The sequence below is a fragment of the Streptococcus gingivalis genome, from assembly GCF_035544715.1.
GTDB classification, from domain to species: Bacteria; Bacillota; Bacilli; order Lactobacillales; family Streptococcaceae; genus Streptococcus; species Streptococcus gingivalis.
The window spans coordinates 1,130,699-1,152,673 of the sequence record NZ_JAYKTO010000001.1 but is presented as its reverse complement, the minus strand read 5'-3'; the positions used below and the strand labels follow the sequence as shown (position 1 = coordinate 1,152,673).

Here is a 21,975-nt window from a genome sequence, read left to right as displayed (position 1 = left end):
CGTAAGGTAAAATAGACCAGAACTATCTCCCTTCGGGGAGATTTTTTGTTTTCACCAAGATTTTATCCCGAGCTCAAAACAGCCCTCTGAATTCAGAGGGCTTTTTTGTTGTCTTTTTGTTATTGAACGAGATCCATCATTCTAAGGAAGTCGTTTTGTTTGACAGATGTAATACATAGAGTTACAATTGATGCATCATAAGAAATAGAGGTTATCGACATGATTGATATTACATATCTAGACGGTGCAAAACAAGAAAGAGTCATGCATTTTGATTCCTACGATGAGTTTGAACGCTCCCAACAAGCTTGCTTGATTGGGGTAGCAGATTTTTATCCTGTTGTGAAACTGACCTATAATGGGCATGAATTGGATTACCAAGGGACTTACGGAGATGTCTTCTTCTATTTGATGAAGCAAGATTTGACGCAGTACCAAAACTAAAGGAGAAAGAAAATGGCAAAAGCAATTACAGACGCAACATTTGAAGCAGAAACAAAAGAAGGCTTGGTCTTGGTAGACTTTTGGGCAACCTGGTGTGGTCCATGTCGCATGCAAGCTCCTATTTTAGAAAAATTATCGGAAGAACTTTCGGAAGATGAGTTAAAAATCCTAAAAATGGATGTGGATGAAAATCCAGAAACAGCGCGTGCTTTCGGCATTATGTCCATCCCAACCTTGCTCTTTAAAAAAGATGGGCAAGTGGTTAAACAAGTTGCTGGTGTACACACTGCAGCACAAATTAAGGCCATTGTGTCGGCGTTGAGTTAATATCATAAGCACTTCCAGTAGTAAAATGGGAGTGCTTTTATATATCCAAAGAAAGAGCCTTGCCCTCTTAAATGGGGAGCAAGGCTCTTTTGTCTTCAATAATTTTTTTCACGAAAAGTGACTTGAAAATTTTTGGAGGGTTTTACATTCACTGTGCAATAGTTAGTATTGAAAAGATTGAATGGCTTTTTTCAACTCATCTTGTAAAACGTTTCTTTGATCAAGTTGAATATAGACTTCTAACAGACAGGATCTAAGGTTGGAAAATTTATAAAAATCTTCCCTTTCTTCTATCGGAAAGTCAAGCGTTTTTATCCAAGAAGCTACTTGTTCTTGCTCGATTTTCCCTTGCAAAATAGGTTCATAGAGCACTCTAGCTAAACGCCAATCTTCATCATCAGTAAAACGAATTGAAATTCTTTTAAAGATTTGACCAAGTGTGTTAAAGACTTTATGAACTTTGTCATTAGGAAAGTCCGGATGACAAACTACTTCTGTCAAAAGATCAGCTCCATGCGCAAAAGCGTGAACCCAGCCATACTGACTGGAAAAACCTGTTGTATCCTTTTCTTTTAAAAGATAGTGTAAGCCTTGATCCAGTAAAATATATCTTATATCAGCTTTTAATCTTTGATAAAAAATCGATTGTTTGTTGGCATCTGCAGACAAGAGATTGGCATAAACGAGTGCTCTAAAAGAACGCTTAAGTGTTGATAGCCCAATCTTATCAATCTCTTTTTCTATTCCTTCGTCGGATGAAATCGTCTCAGCAATGAAATGAAATTGTTCCCGTGTAAAGAGTTCTTCCTGAATCCCTCTAGCCAAGCTTGTAAAAACGAGATCATCGCGAATTTCTGGTGAAGGATCACCCAAATGTTCCAGCAACCATTGGATTTCTTCTCGACTATAGCTTGGTTTTTCTTCTGTCACTTTACTTTGTAATTCTTGATACATCCCTAGCACCTCTGCATTTTTACTAGCTTATTTTAGAGTTAGCTGTAGAGGAGTTTATTCTCCCAATTCTGCACTGTAGGCAATGATTTGATCCACAGTGTCTGAAAGGAATTGGATGGTGTCGCGGAGTGGTTTGTCAGTTGAGATATCTGCTCCGATGATCATGGCTGACTCAAGTGGGGTCTTGCTACCACCTGATTTAAGGAGGTCTAGCCAATCTTTAGCTCCGTTTTCGGAGTTCTTCAAATGCAGGTAACCCGCTGTTGAGATAACCAAGCCAGCTGAGTAGGTGTAGCTGTAAAGCCCCATGTAGTAGTGGCTTTGGCGCATCCAGGTCAAGGCTGCGTCGTCATCGATTTCCACAGCGTCGCCCCAGAATTCGGTCAAGACTTCCTTCATGATGCTGTTGAGCTTGCTAGCGCCGAAGGTACCACCTTCTTCGATCAAGGTGTAGACCTTGCGTTGGAAGGCTGCTTCCAACAAGTGGGTGATGAAGTTATGGAAGTAGGTATCTGTCAAACGGTGAGCCAAAGCAAAGCGTTTTTGACGAGGGTCGTCAAACTGATGTTCCAAATAGTCGCTGAGGAGGAGCTCGTTAAAGGTAGAAGGAGCTTCCACATAGTAGGTCGACATGTGGGCGTTGAAGTAGCTTTGGTTGTTGTCTGAGAAGATAAACTGACCAGAGTGTCCGATCTCGTGGATCAGGGTGTAGACATCGCTCATGCGTCCTGTCCAGCTCATGAGGACATAAGGATGAACGCGGTATGGATCGGCTGCATAACCACCAGAATCCTTACCTTCATTAGCTGCGAAATCAACCCAGCGTTCGGTTTGGTAGCGGGCAATTTCGCGGGAATATTCTTCCCCAAGAGGTGCCACAGATTTCATGACCAAATCATAGGCATCATCAATGGTGACATCTGGGTTGAGCGCGCTGTCCAAATCCAACTTCCAATCAGCAAAGGTCATTTTCTCAAGACCGTTGACCTTGGCCACGTGTTTGAGGAATTTTTGAGCGACCGGAGCGAAGTCCTTCATGATCAGGTCAATCTGACGATCAAACATAGAGCGATCCACTTCCTGCTCAGCTAGGAGATAGTCAAAGACAGAATCGTAGCCCCGCATATCTGCAATCAGTTTTTCAGACTTGACTTGGGCTAGATAGGTAGCAGCAGCCGTGTTTTGGTGCTTGCGAAGACCTTCTGAGAAAGAACGAAAGGCTTTTTCACGGATTTCCGCATTTTCATGGTTTTGGTAGAAGTTTTCATAGGTAACAAAGCTATTCTTGTAGACTTTTCCATCCACTTCGAAATCAGCCATTTCAAAGTCGCCTGCCCGCATCTTGGTATAGATATCTTGCGGTCCGTAGAAGACTTCACCCAGGTTGGTCAAGGTCTTTTCCACATCAGCTCCCAAGTAGTGAGATTTTTTGATTTTAGCCTGACGAATGGCAAAAGTGAGGTGAGGGAGTTGCCCCAGGCGTTCGAGGACTTCTTCATCCGCTTCTACCAAAGCATCATCAAAGAAGGAAAGTTCAACGCTCGCCCAAGTTTCGAAATCCATCCCTGCTTGGGCAATTTCTGCAAAAGCTTCATCGCCAAAGTCCGTCGTTTGGGGCATAAAGCTGTAGTTGCCAATGTGGCTGAGTTGGATCTGAATTTGTTCAAAGACTGCAAAGGCAGCTTCAAAGTCTTCAAAAGTGTGGAGCTTGCCCTTGTAGTTACGGACAAATTCATTGATTTCTTCGCGTGTTTTTTCAATGGCACGCAAGAAGTCTTCCTGGTCTTGATAGAGGGCTGTGAGGTCCCAGAGTTCGTTCTCAGGAAATTCAGAACGTTTTTTTAATTCCATAGTGTTCTCCTTTTGATCAAATAACTATACTAAGTATAGCAGAAAAAAGGACAGAAACATAGAGGGAGAGGGAAAATGCTTGTGTAAAAATCTTGAAAAGAGCTGGAAAAATTGACCATTTTTGATATACTAGGATAGATATGAGGAGTTTTTATGAAAAAGGTTATGATTTCACTACTGGCGGGTGCGTCCGTTCTAGCTCTAGTGGCTTGTACGCCCAAACGCTATGAACGCCAAAGCAAACCAAAGACAGCAACGTCATCATCAGTTAAAAAAGAGAAGAAAGATACAGGTCAGAAGTATTATCAAGAGGTTTTGGAGCGGTATGCCAAGTATGATACTGCTCTTAAAAATGGGGATAAAGCAGGCCTGTTTGCGGAATTAGGTAAAATACAATCGGGTTCAGAAGAAAGCATCTATCTAGATGCTTTGGAGCGCTTAGGAACTCCGGTAACCTTTCAGTATGCTTTTACAGACTTGAACAAAGATGGTGTGGATGAGCTCTTGGTGTCCAATCAATACACTGGAAACAAACAGTATGTTTCTGCTATCTATTACCTCAAGGGTCAAAAAGCTGAATTACTCCATACAGCTTATACAGCTGCGGTGGGCGGTTATCGCTCCAGTTTAGATGTTTTTGACAATGGGCAAATTGTCTACGCCACTTGGCAATCTGTAAACCCAGACCAGGAATTGACTCTCTATGCACTAGGAAAAGGGGAAGCCAAGGAAGAAAAGAAAGCAACCATTCAAATTGGTGGGGACCAAACAGCAGAACAGGCTCTTGGGATTTCAGCCAAGAAGTTGGACCTCAGTAAGCTTGACTGGAAAACGTTTGAGGATTCAGGGGATTCCAAATCAACAGCAAAAGCAGAAGAGAAAAAATCAGAAAGCTTCCAAGTACAAGTTAGCGTGTCGGATCTTCGAATTCGTAAAGAGCCCTCGACGTCAGCTCCCTCTGCAGGAATGATCGCAAAAGGAATTCACACCATTACGGAAACCGTAGAGGCGGATGGTCATACCTGGGGTAAATTGGAATCTGGACAAGGCTGGATCGCCCTTGACTTCACAACGCGAGTGGATGGTTCTAAATCAGCAAGCTCAAGTAAGAAAAGCAGCGGAATGAATATTCAAGAAATTCAGAACGGTGATTTTTCAAGTATTGCAGGAACCTGGAAAAATGGGAAGGGTTGGACACTGGTATTTGATGGGAATGGATCAGCAGATCAGGTTTTCTTGAATGGTGAAAATATGCTGATCAATCGAATTCAACAAACAGATAATCACCTTAGTGGAGGATTCAGTAATCCTAAGCATAAGGTGGGTGGTGCAATTATAAGATTCATTCCAGCAGGAACTTCTCTACCTGTATACGTTGAACAAATAGCAGATCCTTCTGATATTGGAAAGGACCGCATTTGGACAGGTCAATCAGCAGGGTGGGAAGCTAGCGACTTCTTCTACCGTGTGGACTAAAGGAGTGGTACTATGAGAAAATTTATGATTTCACTACTGGCGGGTGTGTCTGTTCTATCTCTAGTGGCTTGTACGCCCAAACGCTATGAACGCCAAAGCAAACCGAAAACAGCAAGCTCTTCGTCGGTCAAAAAAGAGAAGAAGGATACAGGTCAAAAGTACTATCAAGAGGTATTAGATCGCTATAAGTCTTATGCGGTTGCCATTAATACTAAGGACCAAACAGCTTTACAAAATGAACTGAAGAAGATCGAAGCAACTTCAGAAGAATATGCCTATGTCTTTAACCTTCAAACACTTGGAAGCACCAATGAGTGGCAATATGCATTTGAGGATCTTAATCGTGATGGTAATGATGAACTGCTGATTGGGGATGGCAAAACGATTGCTGCTGTGTATTATTTGAAAGATAAGCAGCCAACCTTGCTCCACGTAGCCTATGTGGCTTCTGCAGGTGGCTATCGCTCCAGTTTAGAAGTTTTTGACAATGGGCAAATCGTTTATGCTACTTGGCAATCCCTTAATCCAGAAATGGAATTAACCCTTTATTCACTAGGAAAAGGGGGAGCCAAGGAAGAAAAGAAAGCAACCATTCAAATTGGTGGGAAGAAAACAGCAGAACAAGCTCTTGGGATTTCAGCCAAGAAGTTGGACCTCAGTAAGCTTGACTGGAAAACTTTTGACGGTTCAGGGGATTCCAAATCAACAGCAAAAGCAGAAGAGAAAAAATCAGAAAGCTTCCAAGTACAAGTTAGCGTGGCCGATCTTCGTATTCGAAAAGAACCGTCTACTTCAGCTCCATCTGCAGGAATGATCGCAAAAGGAACTCACACCATTACGGAAACAGTGGATGCGGATGGTCATACTTGGGGCAAATTGGAATCTGGACAAGGCTGGATCGCCCTTGACTTCACAACGCGCGTGGATGGGAATGCCGAATCAGCTCCTGCCCCTGCCAAAACAAGCACTGAGATGAATCTAGATGAAATAAAAGCTGGAAATTTCTCAAGTGTAGCGGGAGTTTGGAAAAATAAGTACGGTACGAGCATTGAGTTTAATGCGCAAGGAATTGTGAAAGTCAATGGTAGTGCTGTCAATGGTGTTCAATTTTCTGGTTTTTACTTCAAGGAGGGTAATCTACACGGAGTTAGTCGGATGCCTGGGGCAACGAATGAAACGCCTATTCTTTTCATTCCTTCAAGAGAAGGTGGCAGTGAATCCATTTACTGGAGTAAGAGTGATGCTACGAATGGGAACGATTTGTACTACCGTGTGGACTAAAAAAAGGAGACAAGCATGAAAAAAATAGGAACATATTTACTAGCTGCAGCCCTCTTGCTTTCTCTGGCAGCTTGCACCCCAAAACGCTATGAGCGTAAGCACAGTTCGGTAGGAGCTTCATCGGTCAAAAAAACATCTGACAAAGCCCAAGAAAAAGAGCAAACAGAAGAAGATAAGTCAGATGAACATGATAAAGAAGCCATTGGGACCTTGTCAAAAGCAGACCAAGCGGATATCTATTCGATTATTGAAAACAGTGCGTCTTTGACCTATTCACTTCAGGTGCAACCGACTCGCTTGCTAGAGTTGAACAATGATCACGGTGCAGTTGATGGTTACCCACAAGACATGTTCATTGATTACTACAATACCTACACGCCGGGGACCTATAATCTGCAAGATGTCATTGATAAATTGAATGCTGAAGAAACATCGGACTCTATCCGCAGTCTTTCACAAGACCAGCTGATCCAACTGACAAACGAAAAGAAGGACGGCTGGATCTATTCGACAAAAGACAAGGCCTTCTACGAAATTGTAGCTGGTGGTCGTGGCGGAGCGATGCCACCGATGGAAATTCCTTCACCGGATGAATGGGTGGTCAATGAAGATTCAGTTGAAGTGATAACGACTATCCAAGGAACTTCCGATCCATACAGACGTTTTGTCTTGAAACGCAACAACAAGAACTACAAGGGTGGAACCCACAAAACACGCTTTTATGTCGACAGCACTGAATTCGTGAAATCGTAAAAATAATCAAAAGCTATATCTAGCTCTAAAATTTTTATATAGAACTTGCTGAAGATTCACAGAAAAAGGCCCTCAAAGCCTTTTTCTTTTGGGCTTGAATATGTTAAAATAAAAGGTATACGTGCTTGGATACAAAGATGAGGATATAACATATAGATGGGCTGCGTCAATCGAATGCTATCATGCGTAATTGAACCCGCCTACAACTCTGTGGAAAAAGATAAATCTACCTAGGAGCGTTCGCTCCGTCGTTCGATTTCCTATTTTCCTTTGAGTTGCTTAACGGCTTAGTATCTTGAGTAATTGAATTTTGGCCTCATTTCTTAGGAAAAAAGATAAGCTTCCTAGCACTCATCGAGTGCGGCGTCACCTTCCTATTTTTCTACAGAAATGTTCGGCAAGCCGAACCGTCCAAAATATCTTGATAGTTGAACACGGGCTAAATCCCTAGTGAAAAAGATAGATTTCCTAGTGTGCGTGGCACACTGCGTCAATCTCCTATTTTCATACGGGATTCTACACGCCCTTTGTATCCTGATTTTTGTAGGCAAGTCGTATAATTTTATCAATCCAAAGGGGATTACAATGACAAAACAAGTGTTTCAAACGACTTTTGCGGGTCGTGAGTTAATCGTAGAGACTGGTCAGGTTGCCAAGCAAGCAAATGGCGCTGTTGTCGTGCGTTATGGTGAGTCAACTGTCTTGACGGCTGCTGTCATGTCTAAGAAGATGGCAACTGGGGATTTCTTCCCACTTCAAGTCAACTACGAAGAAAAAATGTATGCGGCTGGGAAATTTCCTGGCGGCTTTATGAAACGGGAAGGACGTCCTTCTACTGATGCGACTTTGACAGCGCGTTTGATTGACCGTCCAATCCGTCCAATGTTTGCGGAAGGCTTCCGTAACGAAGTGCAGGTGATTAACACAGTCCTTTCTTACGATGAAAATGCATCTGCCCCAATGGCAGCCATGTTTGGTTCATCATTGGCCTTGTCTATCTCAGACATTCCATTTGACGGACCTATCGCTGGGGTACAAGTGGGCTATGTTGACGGAGAAATCGTCATCAACCCAACGCAAGAACAAGCCGAGCGCTCGCTTCTTGAATTGACAGTAGCTGGTACCAAACACGCTATCAACATGGTAGAGTCTGGCGCTAAAGAATTGTCAGAAGAAATCATGTTGGAAGCTCTTCTGAAAGGGCACGAAGCTGTTAAAGAATTGATTGCCTTCCAAGAAGAAATCGTAGCAGCAGTTGGGAAAGAAAAAGCAGAAGTAGAATTGCTTCACGTGGACGCTGACTTGCAGGCTGAAATCATTGCAGCCTACAACAGTGACCTCCAAAAAGCAGTCCAAGTAGAAGAAAAATTAGCTCGTGAAGCTGCGACTCAAGCGGTGAAAGACCAAGTGACAGCCGTTTACGAAGAAAAATATGCAGACCACGAAGAATTTGACCGCATCATGCGGGATGTGGCTGAAATCTTGGAACAAATGGAACACGCAGAAGTGCGCCGTTTGATCACAGAAGACAAGGTACGTCCTGACGGTCGTAAGGTTGATGAAATCCGTCCTTTGGATGCACAAGTCGACTTCCTTCCTCGCGTTCACGGTTCAGGTCTCTTTACTCGTGGACAAACGCAAGCCCTTTCTGTTTTGACCTTGGCACCAATGGGTGAAACGCAAATCATCGATGGTTTGGATCCAGAGTACAAGAAACGCTTTATGCACCACTATAACTTCCCTCAATACTCTGTAGGGGAAACAGGTCGTTACGGTGCGCCTGGTCGTCGTGAAATTGGTCACGGTGCTCTTGGTGAGCGTGCGCTTGCTCAAGTCTTGCCAAGCTTGGAAGAATTCCCATACGCGATTCGTTTGGTAGCAGAAGTTTTGGAATCAAACGGTTCTTCATCTCAAGCCTCTATCTGTGCGGGAACACTTGCCCTTATGGCGGGTGGTGTGCCAATCAAGGCACCAGTAGCAGGTATTGCAATGGGTCTCATTTCTGATGGAAACAACTATACCGTATTGACAGATATCCAAGGTTTGGAAGACCACTTTGGAGACATGGACTTTAAGGTTGCAGGTACGCGTGATGGGATTACAGCCCTTCAGATGGATATCAAGATCCAAGGGATTACTGCAGAAATCTTGACGGAAGCTCTTGCTCAAGCCAAGAAAGCGCGTTTTGAAATCCTTGATGTGATCGAAGCAACCATTCCAGAAGTGCGTCCAGAATTGGCGCCAACTGCTCCGAAAATTGATACCATCAAGATTGATGTGGACAAGATTAAGATTGTCATCGGTAAGGGTGGAGAAACCATCGATAAGATCATCGCTGAAACAGGGGTTAAGATTGATATCGACGAAGAAGGGAACGTATCAATCTACTCGAGCGACCAAGATGCCATTAACCGTGCCAAAGAAATCATTGCTGGTTTGGTGCGTGAAGCGAAGGTGGACGAAGTCTACCATGCCAAAGTGGTTCGGATCGAGAAATTTGGTGCCTTTGTCAACCTCTTTGACAAGACAGATGCCCTCGTACACATCTCTGAAATGGCTTGGACTCGTACCAACCGTGTCGAAGACTTGGTAGCCATCGGTGATGAAGTCGATGTGAAGATTATCAAGATCGATGAAAAAGGTCGTGTCGATGCTTCTATGAAAGCTCTTCTCCCTCGTCCGCCAAAAGCAGAAAACAGCGAGGAAAAGGGTGAAAAAACTCATCGCCATGGCGATCGTCCTCGTCACCACAACAAAGACCACAAACCTAAAAAAGACTTTACTATTACACAAAAAGATTCAGAATAATCATTTAAAAAGGAGGAGCACGGTATGGGATGGTGGCGTGAAACCATCGATATTGTAAAAGAAAATGACCCAGCAGCGCGTACCTCGCTGGAGGTCCTTTTGACCTATCCGGGCGTCAAAGCACTGGCAGCTCACCGTGTTTCCCACTTTTTGTGGAACCATGGCTTTAAGCTCTTGGCGCGGATGCATAGTCAGTTTTGGCGTTTTTGGACCCAGATTGAAATCCATCCAGGTGCGACCATTGCTTCTGGTGTCTTTATCGACCATGGAGCGGGCCTCGTTATCGGGGAAACGGCCATTGTTGAAAAAGGCGTTATGCTCTACCACGGGGTGACCCTTGGGGGAACAGGGAAGGATGTCGGTAAACGCCATCCGACGGTTCGTGAAGGAGCCTTGGTCTCCGCTCATGCTCAGGTCATCGGTCCGATTGAGATTGGGGCCAAAGCCAAAGTAGGAGCGGGAGCGGTCGTGGTCTCCGATGTACCGAGTGATGTGACCGTTGTCGGAGTCCCTGCTAAAATTGTTCGTGTGCACGGTAAGAAGGATGAGCCAATCATTCACCAAGAAGAAGAAAAACGCGAATACTACGTGAATAAGATGGAGCATGCTAAGGAAGCCAGTCATCGATCTTCGAGCTTGTAAGGAGATCGCTACGTGATTCAATCAACCAATACATTGAATGACCACCAACTACTGGAAGCAAAGGCCCTTATTGCCATCTGTCAGAACTATGACGGAACGTTTCGGGATCCTTATCTCTCCAATATGCTCAATTTTGATCCCGATATGCCCGCCTTTTTCCTTTATTACGAAAAAGGTGAACTTGTTGGCCTATTAACCGTCTATGCAGATGACCAAGATGTGGAAGTAGCGATCCTGGTCCACCCTAATCACCGTCGGCAGGGAATTGCGCGTGCTTTGTATGGAAGTTTTGAGAAAGAAACGGCATCTTATCCAATTGAGTCTGTGACTTTTCAGACAGAGCGTATTTTTCTAGAGAATCATCCTGATTTTGCCAGCAATTGGGGACTGGTTGAGGATGACGAAACAGAAACCTGGTTAGGACGTGATCGAACCGCTTATGCATTAGATTCCCGTTCGGATGTCGATGTGCTCTTGGCAGAACCTTCTTATCTTGAAGCCATTGCCCAGCTCCACCACCAAACCTTTTCAGATGAAGTGGAAGCACCAGAAGTGAGCCACAGATACATTTCGGAGGCCTTGAAGGATCCTGATAGTCTGCTGTACATATTACTCAAAGAAGGTCAAGTGATTGGTGTTTGTACGGTCGATGTGTCTGGAAAATACAATTACCTTTATGGACTTGCGATTGCTGAAGTCTATCGTGGGCAAGGCTATGGAAGCTATTTGGCAAAATCTCTCGTCAACCAACTCATTGAACAAAATGACAAGGAGTTTCAGATTGCCGTGGAAGACAGCAATGTAGGTGCCAAACGTTTGTATGAAAAGATTGGCTTTGTCAAACAGACTCAGGTGGTTTATTTGAAGCCAAAAGAGTAGAAACAGAAAGGAAATGAAGCGTGTTAAAAATTTATGATACCATGTCTCGTGATTTGCGAGAATTTGTCCCCATCGAGGAAGGGAAGGTCCGCATGTATGTTTGTGGGCCAACGGTTTACAACTATATCCACGTTGGGAATGCCCGTTCAACGGTAGCCTTTGACACGATTCGTCGCTACTTTGAGTATCGTGGCTACGAAGTTGCCTATATTTCCAACTTTACCGATGTGGATGATAAGATCATCAACCGTGCCAAGGAAGAAGGCATTACTCCTCAGGAAGTGGCGGATAAGTACATCGCAGCCTTTCGTGAAGATGTGACGGCTCTTGGGGTCAAGCCTGCAACCCGCCACCCTCGTGTGGTTGAGTTTATGGATGACATCATTCGCTTTGTTACCGACTTGATCGAAAAAGGCTATGCCTATGAGAGCCAAGGCGATGTCTATTTCCGTGTGGAAAAATCCCATAACTATGCTAAGTTAGCCAATAAAACTTTGGAAGACCTAGAGCTAGGAGCTTCTGGTCGGACAGATGAAGAAACAGCCCGCAAGGAAAATCCAGTCGATTTTGCCCTCTGGAAAGCTGCCAAACCAGGTGAAGTTTCTTGGGAAAGCCCTTGGGGACCTGGTCGTCCGGGTTGGCACATTGAGTGTTCGGTCATGTCAACGGGGATTTTAGGCGATACCATTGATATCCACGGTGGTGGAGCTGACCTTGAGTTTCCGCACCATACCAATGAAATTGCCCAGTCAGAGGCTAAAACTGGTCAAACCTTTGCCAACTACTGGATGCACAATGGCTTTGTCAATATTGACAATGTCAAGATGTCCAAGTCTTTGGGCAACTTTATCACTGTGCATGATGCACTCAAGACCATTGATGGCCAAGTGCTTCGCTTCTTCTTTGCGACCCAGCACTACCGCAAGCCCATTAACTTCACAGAAAAAGCGGTACGCGATGCGGAGACCAACCTTAAGTATTTGAAAAATACCTATGAGCAACCTTTCGCCGGAGAAGTGGATCCAGCAGACTTACAAAACTTTGTGGACAAGTTTATTGCGGCTATGGATGAAGATATCAATGCCGCAAACGGAATCACTGTCGTCTTTGAATTGGCTAAATGGATCAACTCAGGTCACTACGACCAAGACGTCAAAGATGCCTTGGCAAAGATGTTAGAAGTCTTTGGAGTGGTCTTTGTTGAAGAAGTTTTGGATGCGGATATTGAAGCCTTGATCGCTGAACGTCAGGAAGCACGGGCTAAGAAAGATTTTGCGCGAGCAGATGCGATTCGCGATGAATTGGCTGCGCAAGGAATCAAGCTCTTGGATACAAAAGAAGGTGTAAGGTGGACACGTGATTGATGTCAATCTAATCAATGGGATCGCCCTTGCCTTTGAAGGGGATGCGGTCTATTCCATGTATATTCGCAGGCACCTAATTTTTCAAGGGATGACCAAGCCCAATAAGCTTCACCAGACTGCAACCTGCTACGTCTCTGCTAGAGCTCAGGCTAGCTTGATTGAAAGCATGCTGGAGCAAGAAATTCTGACAGAAAAAGAGTTGGAGATCTACAAGCGCGGTCGCAATACCAATAGCCATACCAAGGCCAAAAATGCGGATGTCGTGACCTATCGGATGTCGACGGGCTTTGAGGCTGTCATGGGCTATCTCCATATGACGGGGGAGCTCTCTCGGCTAGAAGAGCTGATTGACTGGTGCATCCAGCAAGTAGAAGAAGGAAGAAAGCAGTGAAAAATATCAGAGAGTGGTTTCCTCATGCAGAGGTGACGGATCAAGCCAATCCACCAGCTGGTTATGTAGCCATTCCCCTTCAGGCTCATCAATGGTTGCTGCTGAAGGAAGAAGAGCTAACCGAACGAGAAAAACAATTGATTTCCTGGTTGGGCGGTGAAGAAGAGGTTGCCCCTAATCCTTGGTACCAGTACCTGATCGATGGAAAGGGAGAAGCCCCTCAAGTCATCAAAAAAATGCAGCTTGTCTATTGCCACATTTCGCATTCGACAGCGGAAGGGACGGCTTCTTGGCTAGAGATGATGCAGACACTTTTGCCCAACTTCCGAGCAACCTTGCAACTGAGCGGACAAGATTATGTGCTCATTCTGGACCAAGACCAGTCTTTACCTGTGGCCGATATCTTAAAAGATACCGTCTCTGCCATGGAGTATGACTTCAATATTCGTTTATCTATCTTGGTCGGGCAAGTATGGACCGAGTCTAAAGACGGGAAAGTGTCTCCGGTCATCCGAGCAGAACGGGCGGTCTTTCGAGCCTGGATTCGAGAAGGCCATCAAGGTGTCTATCGCTTTTCTCAACTCTATCTATGGGGAATCGAGCAGGCAGATTTAGATCTCACTCCAATCAAGGCAAGCTTGCATCAGTTGATTGAAAGTCAAGATCAATTGCAAGACATCATTGTTGCTCTTTGGGACAATGGGGCAGTCGTCACCAAGGCCGCCCAGCAACTCTATCTCCACCGCAATTCGCTCCAATATAAGATTGACAAGTGGGAGGAGTTGACGGGTCTTCAGTTGAAAAATCTGACAGATCTAGCCCTGTGCTATCATTTAGTTTTACAAGATGTGATTTAAACGGAATCAATCCAGAGTTTTGTGCAACTTGCACAAAACTCTTTTTCTTTTTTGTGAGACTTGCCATAGATTTGTAAAACGTTTTCATTTACAATAGAACTATAAAAATCAAAGGAGTACCATCATGGTAGAATTGAATCTTAGTCACATTTATAAAAAATATCCAAATAGCGAACATTACTCAGTTGAAGACTTCAACTTGGACATCAAAGACAAAGAATTTATCGTTTTCGTAGGTCCTTCAGGATGTGGTAAATCAACGACTCTTCGTATGATCGCTGGTCTTGAAGACATCACAGAAGGTGAATGTTCGATCGATGGCACTGTTGTAAACAACGTGGCACCTAAAGACCGTGATATCGCCATGGTATTCCAAAACTACGCTCTTTACCCACACATGACTGTGTACGATAACATGGCCTTTGGTTTGAAATTGCGTAAATACAGCAAGGAAGATATCGACAAACGTGTACAAGAAGCAGCTGAAATCCTTGGCTTGAAAGAATTCTTGGATCGTAAACCAGCTGACCTTTCTGGTGGTCAACGTCAACGTGTGGCCATGGGTCGTGCCATTGTCCGTGATGCAAAAGTGTTCTTGATGGACGAACCTTTGTCAAACTTGGATGCTAAACTTCGTGTATCCATGCGTGCTGAAATTGCGAAAATCCACCGTCGTATCGGAGCTACAACAATCTACGTAACCCACGACCAAACAGAAGCGATGACATTGGCTGACCGTATCGTTATTATGTCTGCTACTAAAAACCCAGCTGGTACAGGTACTATCGGACGTGTAGAACAAATCGGTACTCCGCAAGAAGTGTATAAGAACCCTGTGAATAAATTCGTAGCTGGATTCATCGGAAGCCCTGCCATGAACTTCATTAACGTGAAGTTGGAAGGTGGACACATCGTTGCCAATGGATTGAATTTGAAAGTTCCAGAAGGTGCTTTGAAAGTCTTGAAAGAAAAAGGCTATGATGGTAAAGAATTGATCTTTGGTATCCGTCCAGAAGACGTGAATACAGAAGCTGCTTTCCTTGAAACTTTCCCAGAATCAGTCGTGAAAGCAACCATCTCAGTGTCTGAGTTGCTCGGTTCTGAATCTCACTTGTACTGCCAAGTTGGTGACAACGAATTTATCGCAAAAGTAGATGCGCGTGACTACCTTGGAACTGGTGAAACAATCGAACTTGGATTTGACTTGAACAAAGCTCACTTCTTCGATAAAGAAACTGAAAAAACAGTATACTAATACCTACTGACACTATGGAGACTGAGATGATTTGTCTCGGTCTCTTTCATTTAAGGAGACAAGACATGGAAAAAGATTGGTGGAAGGGGAAGGTCGCTTACCAGATTTACCCAAAAAGCTTTAAAGATAGCAATGGTGATGGCGTTGGGGATTTGAAAGGAATCACGAAGAAACTCGATTACCTTCAAAACTTAGGAATTGACATTCTCTGGTTATCGCCTATTTACAAGAGTCCGTTTATTGACCAGGGCTATGATATTTCAGACTACTATGCCATTGATCCTATTTTTGGAACTATGGAAGATATGGAGGAGCTAATTGCTGAAGGTAAGAAGCGGGGCATTTCTATCATTATGGACTTGGTGGTTAACCACTGCTCCAGTCATCACGAGTGGTTCCAAAAAGCTCTATCAGATCCAGATGGCCCTTATGCAGATTACTTTTATTTCATCGAAAGTGACAAGGAACCCAACAACTGGGAAAGTTACTTTGGAGGCAGTGTCTGGGAACCAGTTCCTGGCACCAACAAATACTATCTCCATTCTTATCACAAGGATCAGCCAGACCTTAATTGGCAAAATCCTGTCTTGCGCGAAGAAATTTACAAGATGATCAACTGGTGGTTGGACAAGGGAATTGCGGGCTTTAGGATCGATGCTATTATCAATATCAAAAAAGATCTAGAATGGCGTTCGCTTCCGTCTGATCGCGAAAATGGCTTGGTCCCAGTACTGGAGTCTCTAGTGAATGCCCAATCGATTGAACCTTTCTTGCAAGAGTTAAATGAGCGAACCTTCGCCAAGTACAATGCCTTCACAGTTGGGGAAGTGTTCAATGAAACCGACGAAGAATTGCATTTCTTCATTGGAAAAGACGGTGTCTTTTCTTCTATCTTTGACTTCAAGCAAACCTGCTTAGGGCAGGAAGGAAAGGGCTGGTTTGACCATACTCTTCCAACAGCGGAAGAACTTAAGGAAAGTATTTTCCAAGCGCATGAGCGCGCGGATAGCATTGGGGTTCTCTCGACCATCATCGAAAACCACGACGAACCTCGAGGGGTGTCCCATTATATCGCAGAAGGTCCAGTAAATGATACCAGTAAAAAAGCCCTGGGAACCATTCAGGTTTTGCGCAAGGGAATTCCGTTTATCTATCAAGGTCAAGAAATTGGAATGGAGAACCAAGTCTTTGAATCAGTGGAGGACTTTGATGATATTGCGACCATCAATGGCTACCACGTTGCTAAAGAAGCTGGTTTGAGTGAGGAAGAAGCCTTAGCAGCGATTGCCAACTATAGCCGAGACAATGCGCGGACACCGATGCAGTGGTCAGCGGAGCCAGGTCTGGGCTTTAGCGATGGACCAGCCTGGCTGATCAGTCCCAAACCAAATGTTGCCATCAATGTGAAAGATCAAGAAAAGGATCCAAATTCCATCTTGAATTACTATCGCCAGTTGACGGCCTTGTATCGCCATCCCCTTTATGGAAATACCATCCGATTCGGAGATATGATCCCAGCGTATCGGGACCGTGAAAACATCATCGCCTTTGAACGCCGTGGGGACAAGCGTCTCTTGGTTGTCAGCAATTTCCAAAATCGCCAGGCCACCTTGGAGTTGCCAGCTCCGATTAAAACGGTCGTTTTAAATAATACAGCAGGATTATTCCAAGAAGGAGACCAAGTGCTCGAATTAGCCCCTTACCAAACGGTTGTGTTGGAATTAGCAGAATAGAAAGAATCTTTGTATTATTGTTAGATTTAAGATGTAGAATAGTATGTTCATTAAAAAATCTGGAGAAATTTATAAAAGTTTTCTATACTTTAGAATCAGTCAAGTATAAACTGAAACTTTCCGCCGTGAGAAAAGTGCTTGAAACAACAATGTTTCAAGCACTCGGGAGTTTTGAGAGTAAAACAGTTCGGAGAACTGTTTTAGCCTGAGCCTAAAAATTAAAAAGCGAAGGGGACCAAAACGAATTGAACACGGGCTGTGGATTGTGTCAAAAAGCGCAAAATACATTAGTACTAAATCAAAGACACAGTAGCTGATTGAATTCTTCTCTCGCCTTTTAGCTCGAAAGAATCCTAATCAGCCTTGTGGGGCAGGACAATGAAGCAATCCTATACAACAGTGCTTCTGTCCTGCTCCAAATTTTGACTGTATCCGCAGACGCCCTTTGTATCTTGATTTAGTCATGGAACTTCCTGGATTGCTGAAATCATCCACTGGATAATTTCACCTAACGTCCGTACTCACCTAAGGAAAGTTTTGAAAGATAGTTTATCTCCAAAAAGAACCTTCGCGTCTGCGAAGGTTCTTTTCGTGTCATCCAAGTCTAAACCTGGAACTTACTCAACTTCTTTCTTTTTCAAGAGGAGGAAGCCTCCGCTAACGGCTAGCAAGAAGCCTGAAAGAATGAAGTGTGCAGCTGTGTCTTCTCCAGTTTGTGGCAATTGTGCCTTGGCTGGACTTTCTTGGAAGCTTTGTCCTACTTGGTAAGTCAAGGCTTGCACGCTTTCTTCATTTTTAGTTGTCATTTCTTTTTGTGGAAGAAGCACTTTAGGAGTCTCCTTCTTGGCTAAGATTGGCTGTGGATTGGTTGTTTGGTTATGAATTGGAACCACCACTTGATCTGGTTCTTTAGCTGGAACGTAATCCATCAAGCTAGCCAACTTGCTGCCAAAGATCGCATTGGTTACCCAGCGGAAGAAGTGGACAGGGTGTTGACGGTTGGTTGGATTTCCTGCATAGACAAAGAGTGGTTGTCCCATCAGTTCTCCAGAGATGGCCATGACTTTGTTGGCCAGCACATCGTTATGTGGCCACCAACCTGCAATATAATAATCGCTCGGAGCGATGCTCATCAAGGTCTTGAAATGTTCTGGAACCTTTTCAATCCAGTTTCCTGAGTTGGAGTAGAAGAGGGTATTCTTCTTGTATCCGCTAGTCAATGGATCCTGGTCATCAATGATCGCTTTCATCAAGCCTTCGTAGTCACTACCGCCTTTTAATTTTTCAGCGTCAAATCCTGTAAGAACTCCCAATTTTTCCAATTTTTGCATGGCTTCCCCACCAATGACAAGGGTTGGTTTCTTGCCGAAGATGGAAGCGTCAAAACGATTGCTTTCCAAAATAACAACATCCGCTTCTTCTGGAGTATTGACGATTTGGAAACCTAATTTTTCAAGGACTAGACTGGTATGAGCAGGCGCATCGACTCCAGCCCAATTATAGTGGTAGTTTGGAGAGTAGACCTTCATCGGTTTCAAGGTTGGCCCGCTTGGTACCTTGTAGAGGGCATCGCCATAGATGGCATAGTTTGGCAGGAGTGAAGCAAAGGTATCACGGTCAACGATGTAGCCATCGTCTGTTAGGTAGACGGATTTTCCTTGCGCGATGGCCTGGTTGACAGCTTTAACGGCACTGGCTGAGGTATTTGCGATCACATAGTAAGGAGCTTTTGGATCGATCTCAGAGGTACGAGTCGCACGGGTGGTGGTGACTTCGCCTAATTTTCCATTGAAAAGACCATCCGCAAAGACAGGTTCGGACTTGAACCCTCTCATATCTGGGAAGTTAACCAGCAACTCTGCGTACATCGCAGCCCAGGCAGATTCGTTGGAGCCCTTGTAGAGAATGTGGTTGGCATAGCCGCGTTTGGCTTGGGCCATATCAATGACTAAGTCTCCTTTTTTATAGTTGCCAATATCTTCTTTGAGCTCTTTGACGAGGACACCATTGCGTTTGAAGTAGTCGATCATATTGAAAGCTTCTTGGGCATCGTTTTCTTTGTCGAGGCTCATCGGGATGACGTAGTAGTCTGGGAAGAATTTTGGACGACCGTTTTTCACACGTCCAACGATTTCCCCATTTGGGCCGACCAGTTCATTTTCAGCTTTTGGATCTTCAGTTTTATTGAGACCACGCAGGTAGAAGTTGAGCCGCATCTCAAGGAGTTTGTCTGGATCTTGGTTGAGAAAGTCAATTCCTCCTAGGACAGCATTGCGACCTGCTTTGTAGGATTCTTCATTTCCTTCCGGAATTTCGATAGTATGGCCTAAGATACCATGGTAGACTGCATAAACCCCTGTATAGCCAGAGAAGGAGTCATCCCAGCCATCGCCCCAATCCAGTTTTGGAATGATGTAACTATTGTATTTAGAATTGGCAACTCCTGCCCGTCCCATATGATGGGCATTTTCTAGCATCAGGTCTGACAGAAGATCGTATTCGAAGTTCGGATCATGTGGTGGCGTTGCAGGTTCGATCAAGAATTCTTTGACAAAACCGTGTAAGTCGTAGAGAGCGATCGGATTCCATTTGTTGATCATTTGGATAACCGTGCGAACTTCAGGGTTGGTTTGGTAGCTGGCATCCCGGTTTGGATCGAGCCCGTTTGCTAGGGCCCGCAGGTTGAGAGCATCCCCATCTGGGTTTTCCGTGAAGTCAAATAAGAAGATGAATTTATTGAGCAGGGTTGGAATATCTAGCGTGACTGTTTTAGCATTTCCAGCTTCATCGGTGGTGTTAAAGGTCACCTTTTCCTTGGTCGCAAAGGTATTGAAGAGGCCTGTGATAATGTCAATGCCTGGCTGCTCATCCGCGTGGGTGTTGTGGACTAAGACAGGTAATTTGTAATCCAAGGTCTTGTCTTTTAGTGCGGCCAGCATTTCGCTTGGCTTAGTCAAGGCTGTAGGGTTGGTACTAGACAGGTAGTGATCGATGCTGGCTTGGTCCTTGCTCACGATTCCCATCTTCATATCCCGGCCTTGGGCACTCTTTCCAAGAGTTTCCAGCTGTACTAAACGATCGGGTTTCGCTTCTTCCTTGGATTTTTCGATGGCAGCCAGCATCTCTTCATGTGTATGGTAGTCTTGGTAAGGTCGAAAAACAAGGGTTTTATTGATGGTCACACCCAAGTCTGCATTGGTCCCGACTAGTTCATGGTTGCCGATGTAGTTGCGGTAAGTCCGGCGAATATTATTTGGGCTACGAAGGCTGAGATCTTCACCAAAGAGATCCTGCACGTCAATGTGGAGATCCAGATCATTGCCGTTTGCGGTCTCTGTGATAGTAAGGAATGGATCCTTGCTCAGTGTTCCTGTCTCCATATCCCAGGTTTTCCACTCAGAGAGTGGCTTATTGTCTAAGGTCCAGTTGATCTTGCCAGCAGCTTGAGCTTTTTCTTGGACTTTGTCATCAATTGTACTCTTTTCAGAGAGATAAATGGTGCTATCCGCCAATCGAGTCGCTTGATCAGCGGTTGTTGTCGCACGGTTAGTGACTGGACTAGCGGTTGGAGCAACTTCTGTAGTAGAAGCCACATCAGAAGTCGCTGCTGTTTCTGCAGAAGTGGCAGGGGCTGCGGTGTCTCCTTTTTCAGCTGTAGCAGGACTGGCAGTCTCAGCTGTCACAGCTTGCTCAGTAGCGGGTGCCGCTTCAAGGACCGTGCTTGGCTCTGTTTGAGGCGCTTCTACGCTATCGGCTGATACTTGGCCATGACCGATGACAGAAAGCAAGACAGCAGCTGAGAGGCTGAGCGTCGTAGTGTACAAATGTTTCTTATATGAAGACTTCATATAGAAGACCCTCCTTAAAAAGTTATTTTCCTGTTCTAGTATACCATTTTAGGAAAGCGTTTTCAACAGTTCCCGCAATAAAAAAGCCTTTGCATCTTGCAAGGGCTTCTCTGTCTATTCTGTCTCCTGATGAAATTGTTGGTAAAAATCAACCTTGACCTGAATGAAGGTTTCTAAATCTCTTAGCAATTGGAGCAAGGTGGCGCGTGTTTCGAATTCTTCCCGGGTCTTGGGAAGAGGCCGTTCGCGGAAGATCGCTAAATACTGAGTGATATCGTTGAGGAGCTCCTGAGCAGGGTTTTCCTGACTTAACTGTTGCGCAGTCTTCTTAAAAAGTTGAGCCAGGATCATACTTTCACTCGCTGCTAACTGACAGCGGTTGACGTTTTCTGCCATATCTCGCAGGATGTCGTTTTGCCGCTTGCGCATTTCGAAGTAGTGAATGTGGTAGTTGGTTTGATGAAAAAGGTGGTTGGAATGATCCAGATAGACAAGATTTAAAGCGTCTTCTAGGATACCATCCAACTCCTTGATCAAGCGAGCATCATTGCGACCATCCCCTTTACCAAGAAATTCCGCAAAACGACTAAGGATCTTCTTTAGTTGGTCTTCGACAACATCATGGTAATGATCGATCGCAGCCTGATTAGAAGGCATATAGAGATTGGCCAGCAGGGCAAAGCTGGTTCCTATCAAAAAGAGGGCAAGTTCATTGAGCAAGAGTCCCCAGGAAGTAGACTGCTCAATCAAGAGGTGGGTGACCAGCACCGTACTTGGGGTGATGCCGATCTGCCAACCCAATAAAAAGGCACAAGGGACATAAAGAGCGATAAAGACTCCCAGTGCCCAAAGGTTAAACCCTAATAAAGAAAAGGCGAGACTTCCGATAGCAAGGGCCAGCAAGGTCGACATAAAGCGCTGGTAGGCCTGCTTGATGGTACTGCGACGCGTATCAGAGATACTCAAGATGGCAATGACGCCAGCTGAGATGGCATAGGTCAAGCCCAGAGCATAAGCAAGGGCCGCTGCTAAACAGGTGGCCAAGGTGAGCTTGATGGTTCGTTGAAAAAGAGGCATGGCTTCCTTTCTAGTTCGGTTCCTTCATTGAGATA

At 44.6% G+C, this 21,975-nt stretch carries 17 protein-coding genes; 13 read left to right on the top strand and 4 right to left on the bottom strand.

Annotation, left to right across the window (positions count from 1 at the left end):
- Positions 1-219 precede the first annotated feature (219 nt).
- On the top strand, positions 220-444 hold the full coding sequence (locus SM122_RS05700) for a DUF4649 family protein (RefSeq protein WP_024054957.1): 225 nt from the start codon (positions 220-222) through the stop codon (positions 442-444).
- 12 nt (positions 445-456) lie between these two features.
- Positions 457-771 carry a thioredoxin gene (trxA, locus tag SM122_RS05695; protein WP_024054956.1) on the top strand — a complete coding sequence of 105 codons (315 nt, stop codon included), beginning with the start codon at positions 457-459 and terminating at the stop codon, positions 769-771.
- Positions 772-933: 162 nt separating this feature from the next.
- Here the strand turns inward: trxA and SM122_RS05690 are convergent, their stop codons facing one another.
- Positions 934-1,725 carry a DUF2785 domain-containing protein gene (locus SM122_RS05690; protein WP_324737868.1) on the bottom strand — a complete coding sequence of 264 codons (792 nt, stop codon included), beginning with the start codon at positions 1,723-1,725 and terminating at the stop codon, positions 934-936.
- Between the two features lie 54 nt (positions 1,726-1,779).
- Complete coding sequence (gene pepF, locus SM122_RS05685) at positions 1,780-3,576, bottom strand: oligoendopeptidase F (protein ID WP_129299668.1); 1,797 nt, start codon at positions 3,574-3,576, stop codon at positions 1,780-1,782.
- A 153-nt stretch (positions 3,577-3,729) separates the two neighbouring features.
- On the opposite strand from pepF, the gene SM122_RS05680 reads away from it, so the two are divergent.
- The 11 genes from SM122_RS05680 to SM122_RS05630 all read left to right on the top strand — a co-directional run bounded on the left by SM122_RS05680 (position 3,730) and on the right by SM122_RS05630 (position 17,015).
- Complete coding sequence (locus SM122_RS05680) at positions 3,730-5,052, top strand: DUF6287 domain-containing protein (RefSeq protein ID WP_129299669.1); 1,323 nt, start codon at positions 3,730-3,732, stop codon at positions 5,050-5,052.
- Positions 5,053-5,064: 12 nt separating this feature from the next.
- Entirely contained in the window at positions 5,065-6,333 is a 1,269-nt protein-coding gene (locus tag SM122_RS05675; protein ID WP_049483817.1) for a DUF6287 domain-containing protein, read from the top strand.
- A gap of 15 nt (positions 6,334-6,348) precedes the next feature.
- Positions 6,349-7,086: a hypothetical protein gene (locus SM122_RS05670; protein WP_049483816.1), complete on the top strand. Its 738-nt coding sequence runs from the start codon at positions 6,349-6,351 to the stop codon at positions 7,084-7,086.
- 585 nt (positions 7,087-7,671) lie between these two features.
- Complete coding sequence (gene pnp, locus SM122_RS05665) at positions 7,672-9,894, top strand: polyribonucleotide nucleotidyltransferase (RefSeq protein WP_324737867.1); 2,223 nt, start codon at positions 7,672-7,674, stop codon at positions 9,892-9,894.
- 24 nt (positions 9,895-9,918) lie between these two features.
- Positions 9,919-10,536, top strand: coding sequence for a serine O-acetyltransferase (cysE, locus tag SM122_RS05660; RefSeq protein ID WP_061604741.1), 618 nt, complete (start codon positions 9,919-9,921; stop codon positions 10,534-10,536).
- 12 nt (positions 10,537-10,548) lie between these two features.
- Positions 10,549-11,415 carry a GNAT family N-acetyltransferase gene (locus tag SM122_RS05655; protein WP_324737866.1) on the top strand — a complete coding sequence of 289 codons (867 nt, stop codon included), beginning with the start codon at positions 10,549-10,551 and terminating at the stop codon, positions 11,413-11,415.
- A 20-nt stretch (positions 11,416-11,435) separates the two neighbouring features.
- Positions 11,436-12,779: a cysteine--tRNA ligase gene (gene cysS, locus SM122_RS05650; RefSeq protein WP_070505373.1), complete on the top strand. Its 1,344-nt coding sequence runs from the start codon at positions 11,436-11,438 to the stop codon at positions 12,777-12,779.
- On the top strand, positions 12,772-13,170 hold the full coding sequence (locus SM122_RS05645) for a Mini-ribonuclease 3 (protein ID WP_070505375.1): 399 nt from the start codon (positions 12,772-12,774) through the stop codon (positions 13,168-13,170). The genes cysS and SM122_RS05645 overlap by 8 nt, the downstream gene beginning before the upstream one ends.
- Positions 13,167-14,027, top strand: a complete 861-nt coding sequence (locus tag SM122_RS05640) for a helix-turn-helix domain-containing protein (protein WP_049516411.1) — start codon at positions 13,167-13,169, stop codon at positions 14,025-14,027. The genes SM122_RS05645 and SM122_RS05640 overlap by 4 nt, the downstream gene beginning before the upstream one ends.
- Before the next feature lie 124 nt (positions 14,028-14,151).
- On the top strand, positions 14,152-15,282 hold the full coding sequence (locus tag SM122_RS05635; protein ID WP_003010064.1) for an ABC transporter ATP-binding protein: 1,131 nt from the start codon (positions 14,152-14,154) through the stop codon (positions 15,280-15,282).
- 65 nt (positions 15,283-15,347) lie between these two features.
- Positions 15,348-17,015, top strand: coding sequence for an alpha-glucosidase (locus SM122_RS05630; RefSeq protein WP_324737865.1), 1,668 nt, complete (start codon positions 15,348-15,350; stop codon positions 17,013-17,015).
- Between the two features lie 617 nt (positions 17,016-17,632).
- Here SM122_RS05630 and SM122_RS05625 read toward each other — a convergent pair.
- Both SM122_RS05625 and SM122_RS05620 read right to left on the bottom strand, forming a co-directional pair.
- A complete protein-coding gene (locus SM122_RS05625) occupies positions 17,633-20,863 on the bottom strand; it encodes an LPXTG-anchored zinc carboxypeptidase (protein WP_324737864.1) in 3,231 nt (1,076 codons plus the stop codon).
- Between the two features lie 114 nt (positions 20,864-20,977).
- Entirely contained in the window at positions 20,978-21,940 is a 963-nt protein-coding gene (locus SM122_RS05620) for an aromatic acid exporter family protein (RefSeq protein ID WP_272145001.1), read from the bottom strand.
- Positions 21,941-21,975: the final 35 nt, after the last annotated feature.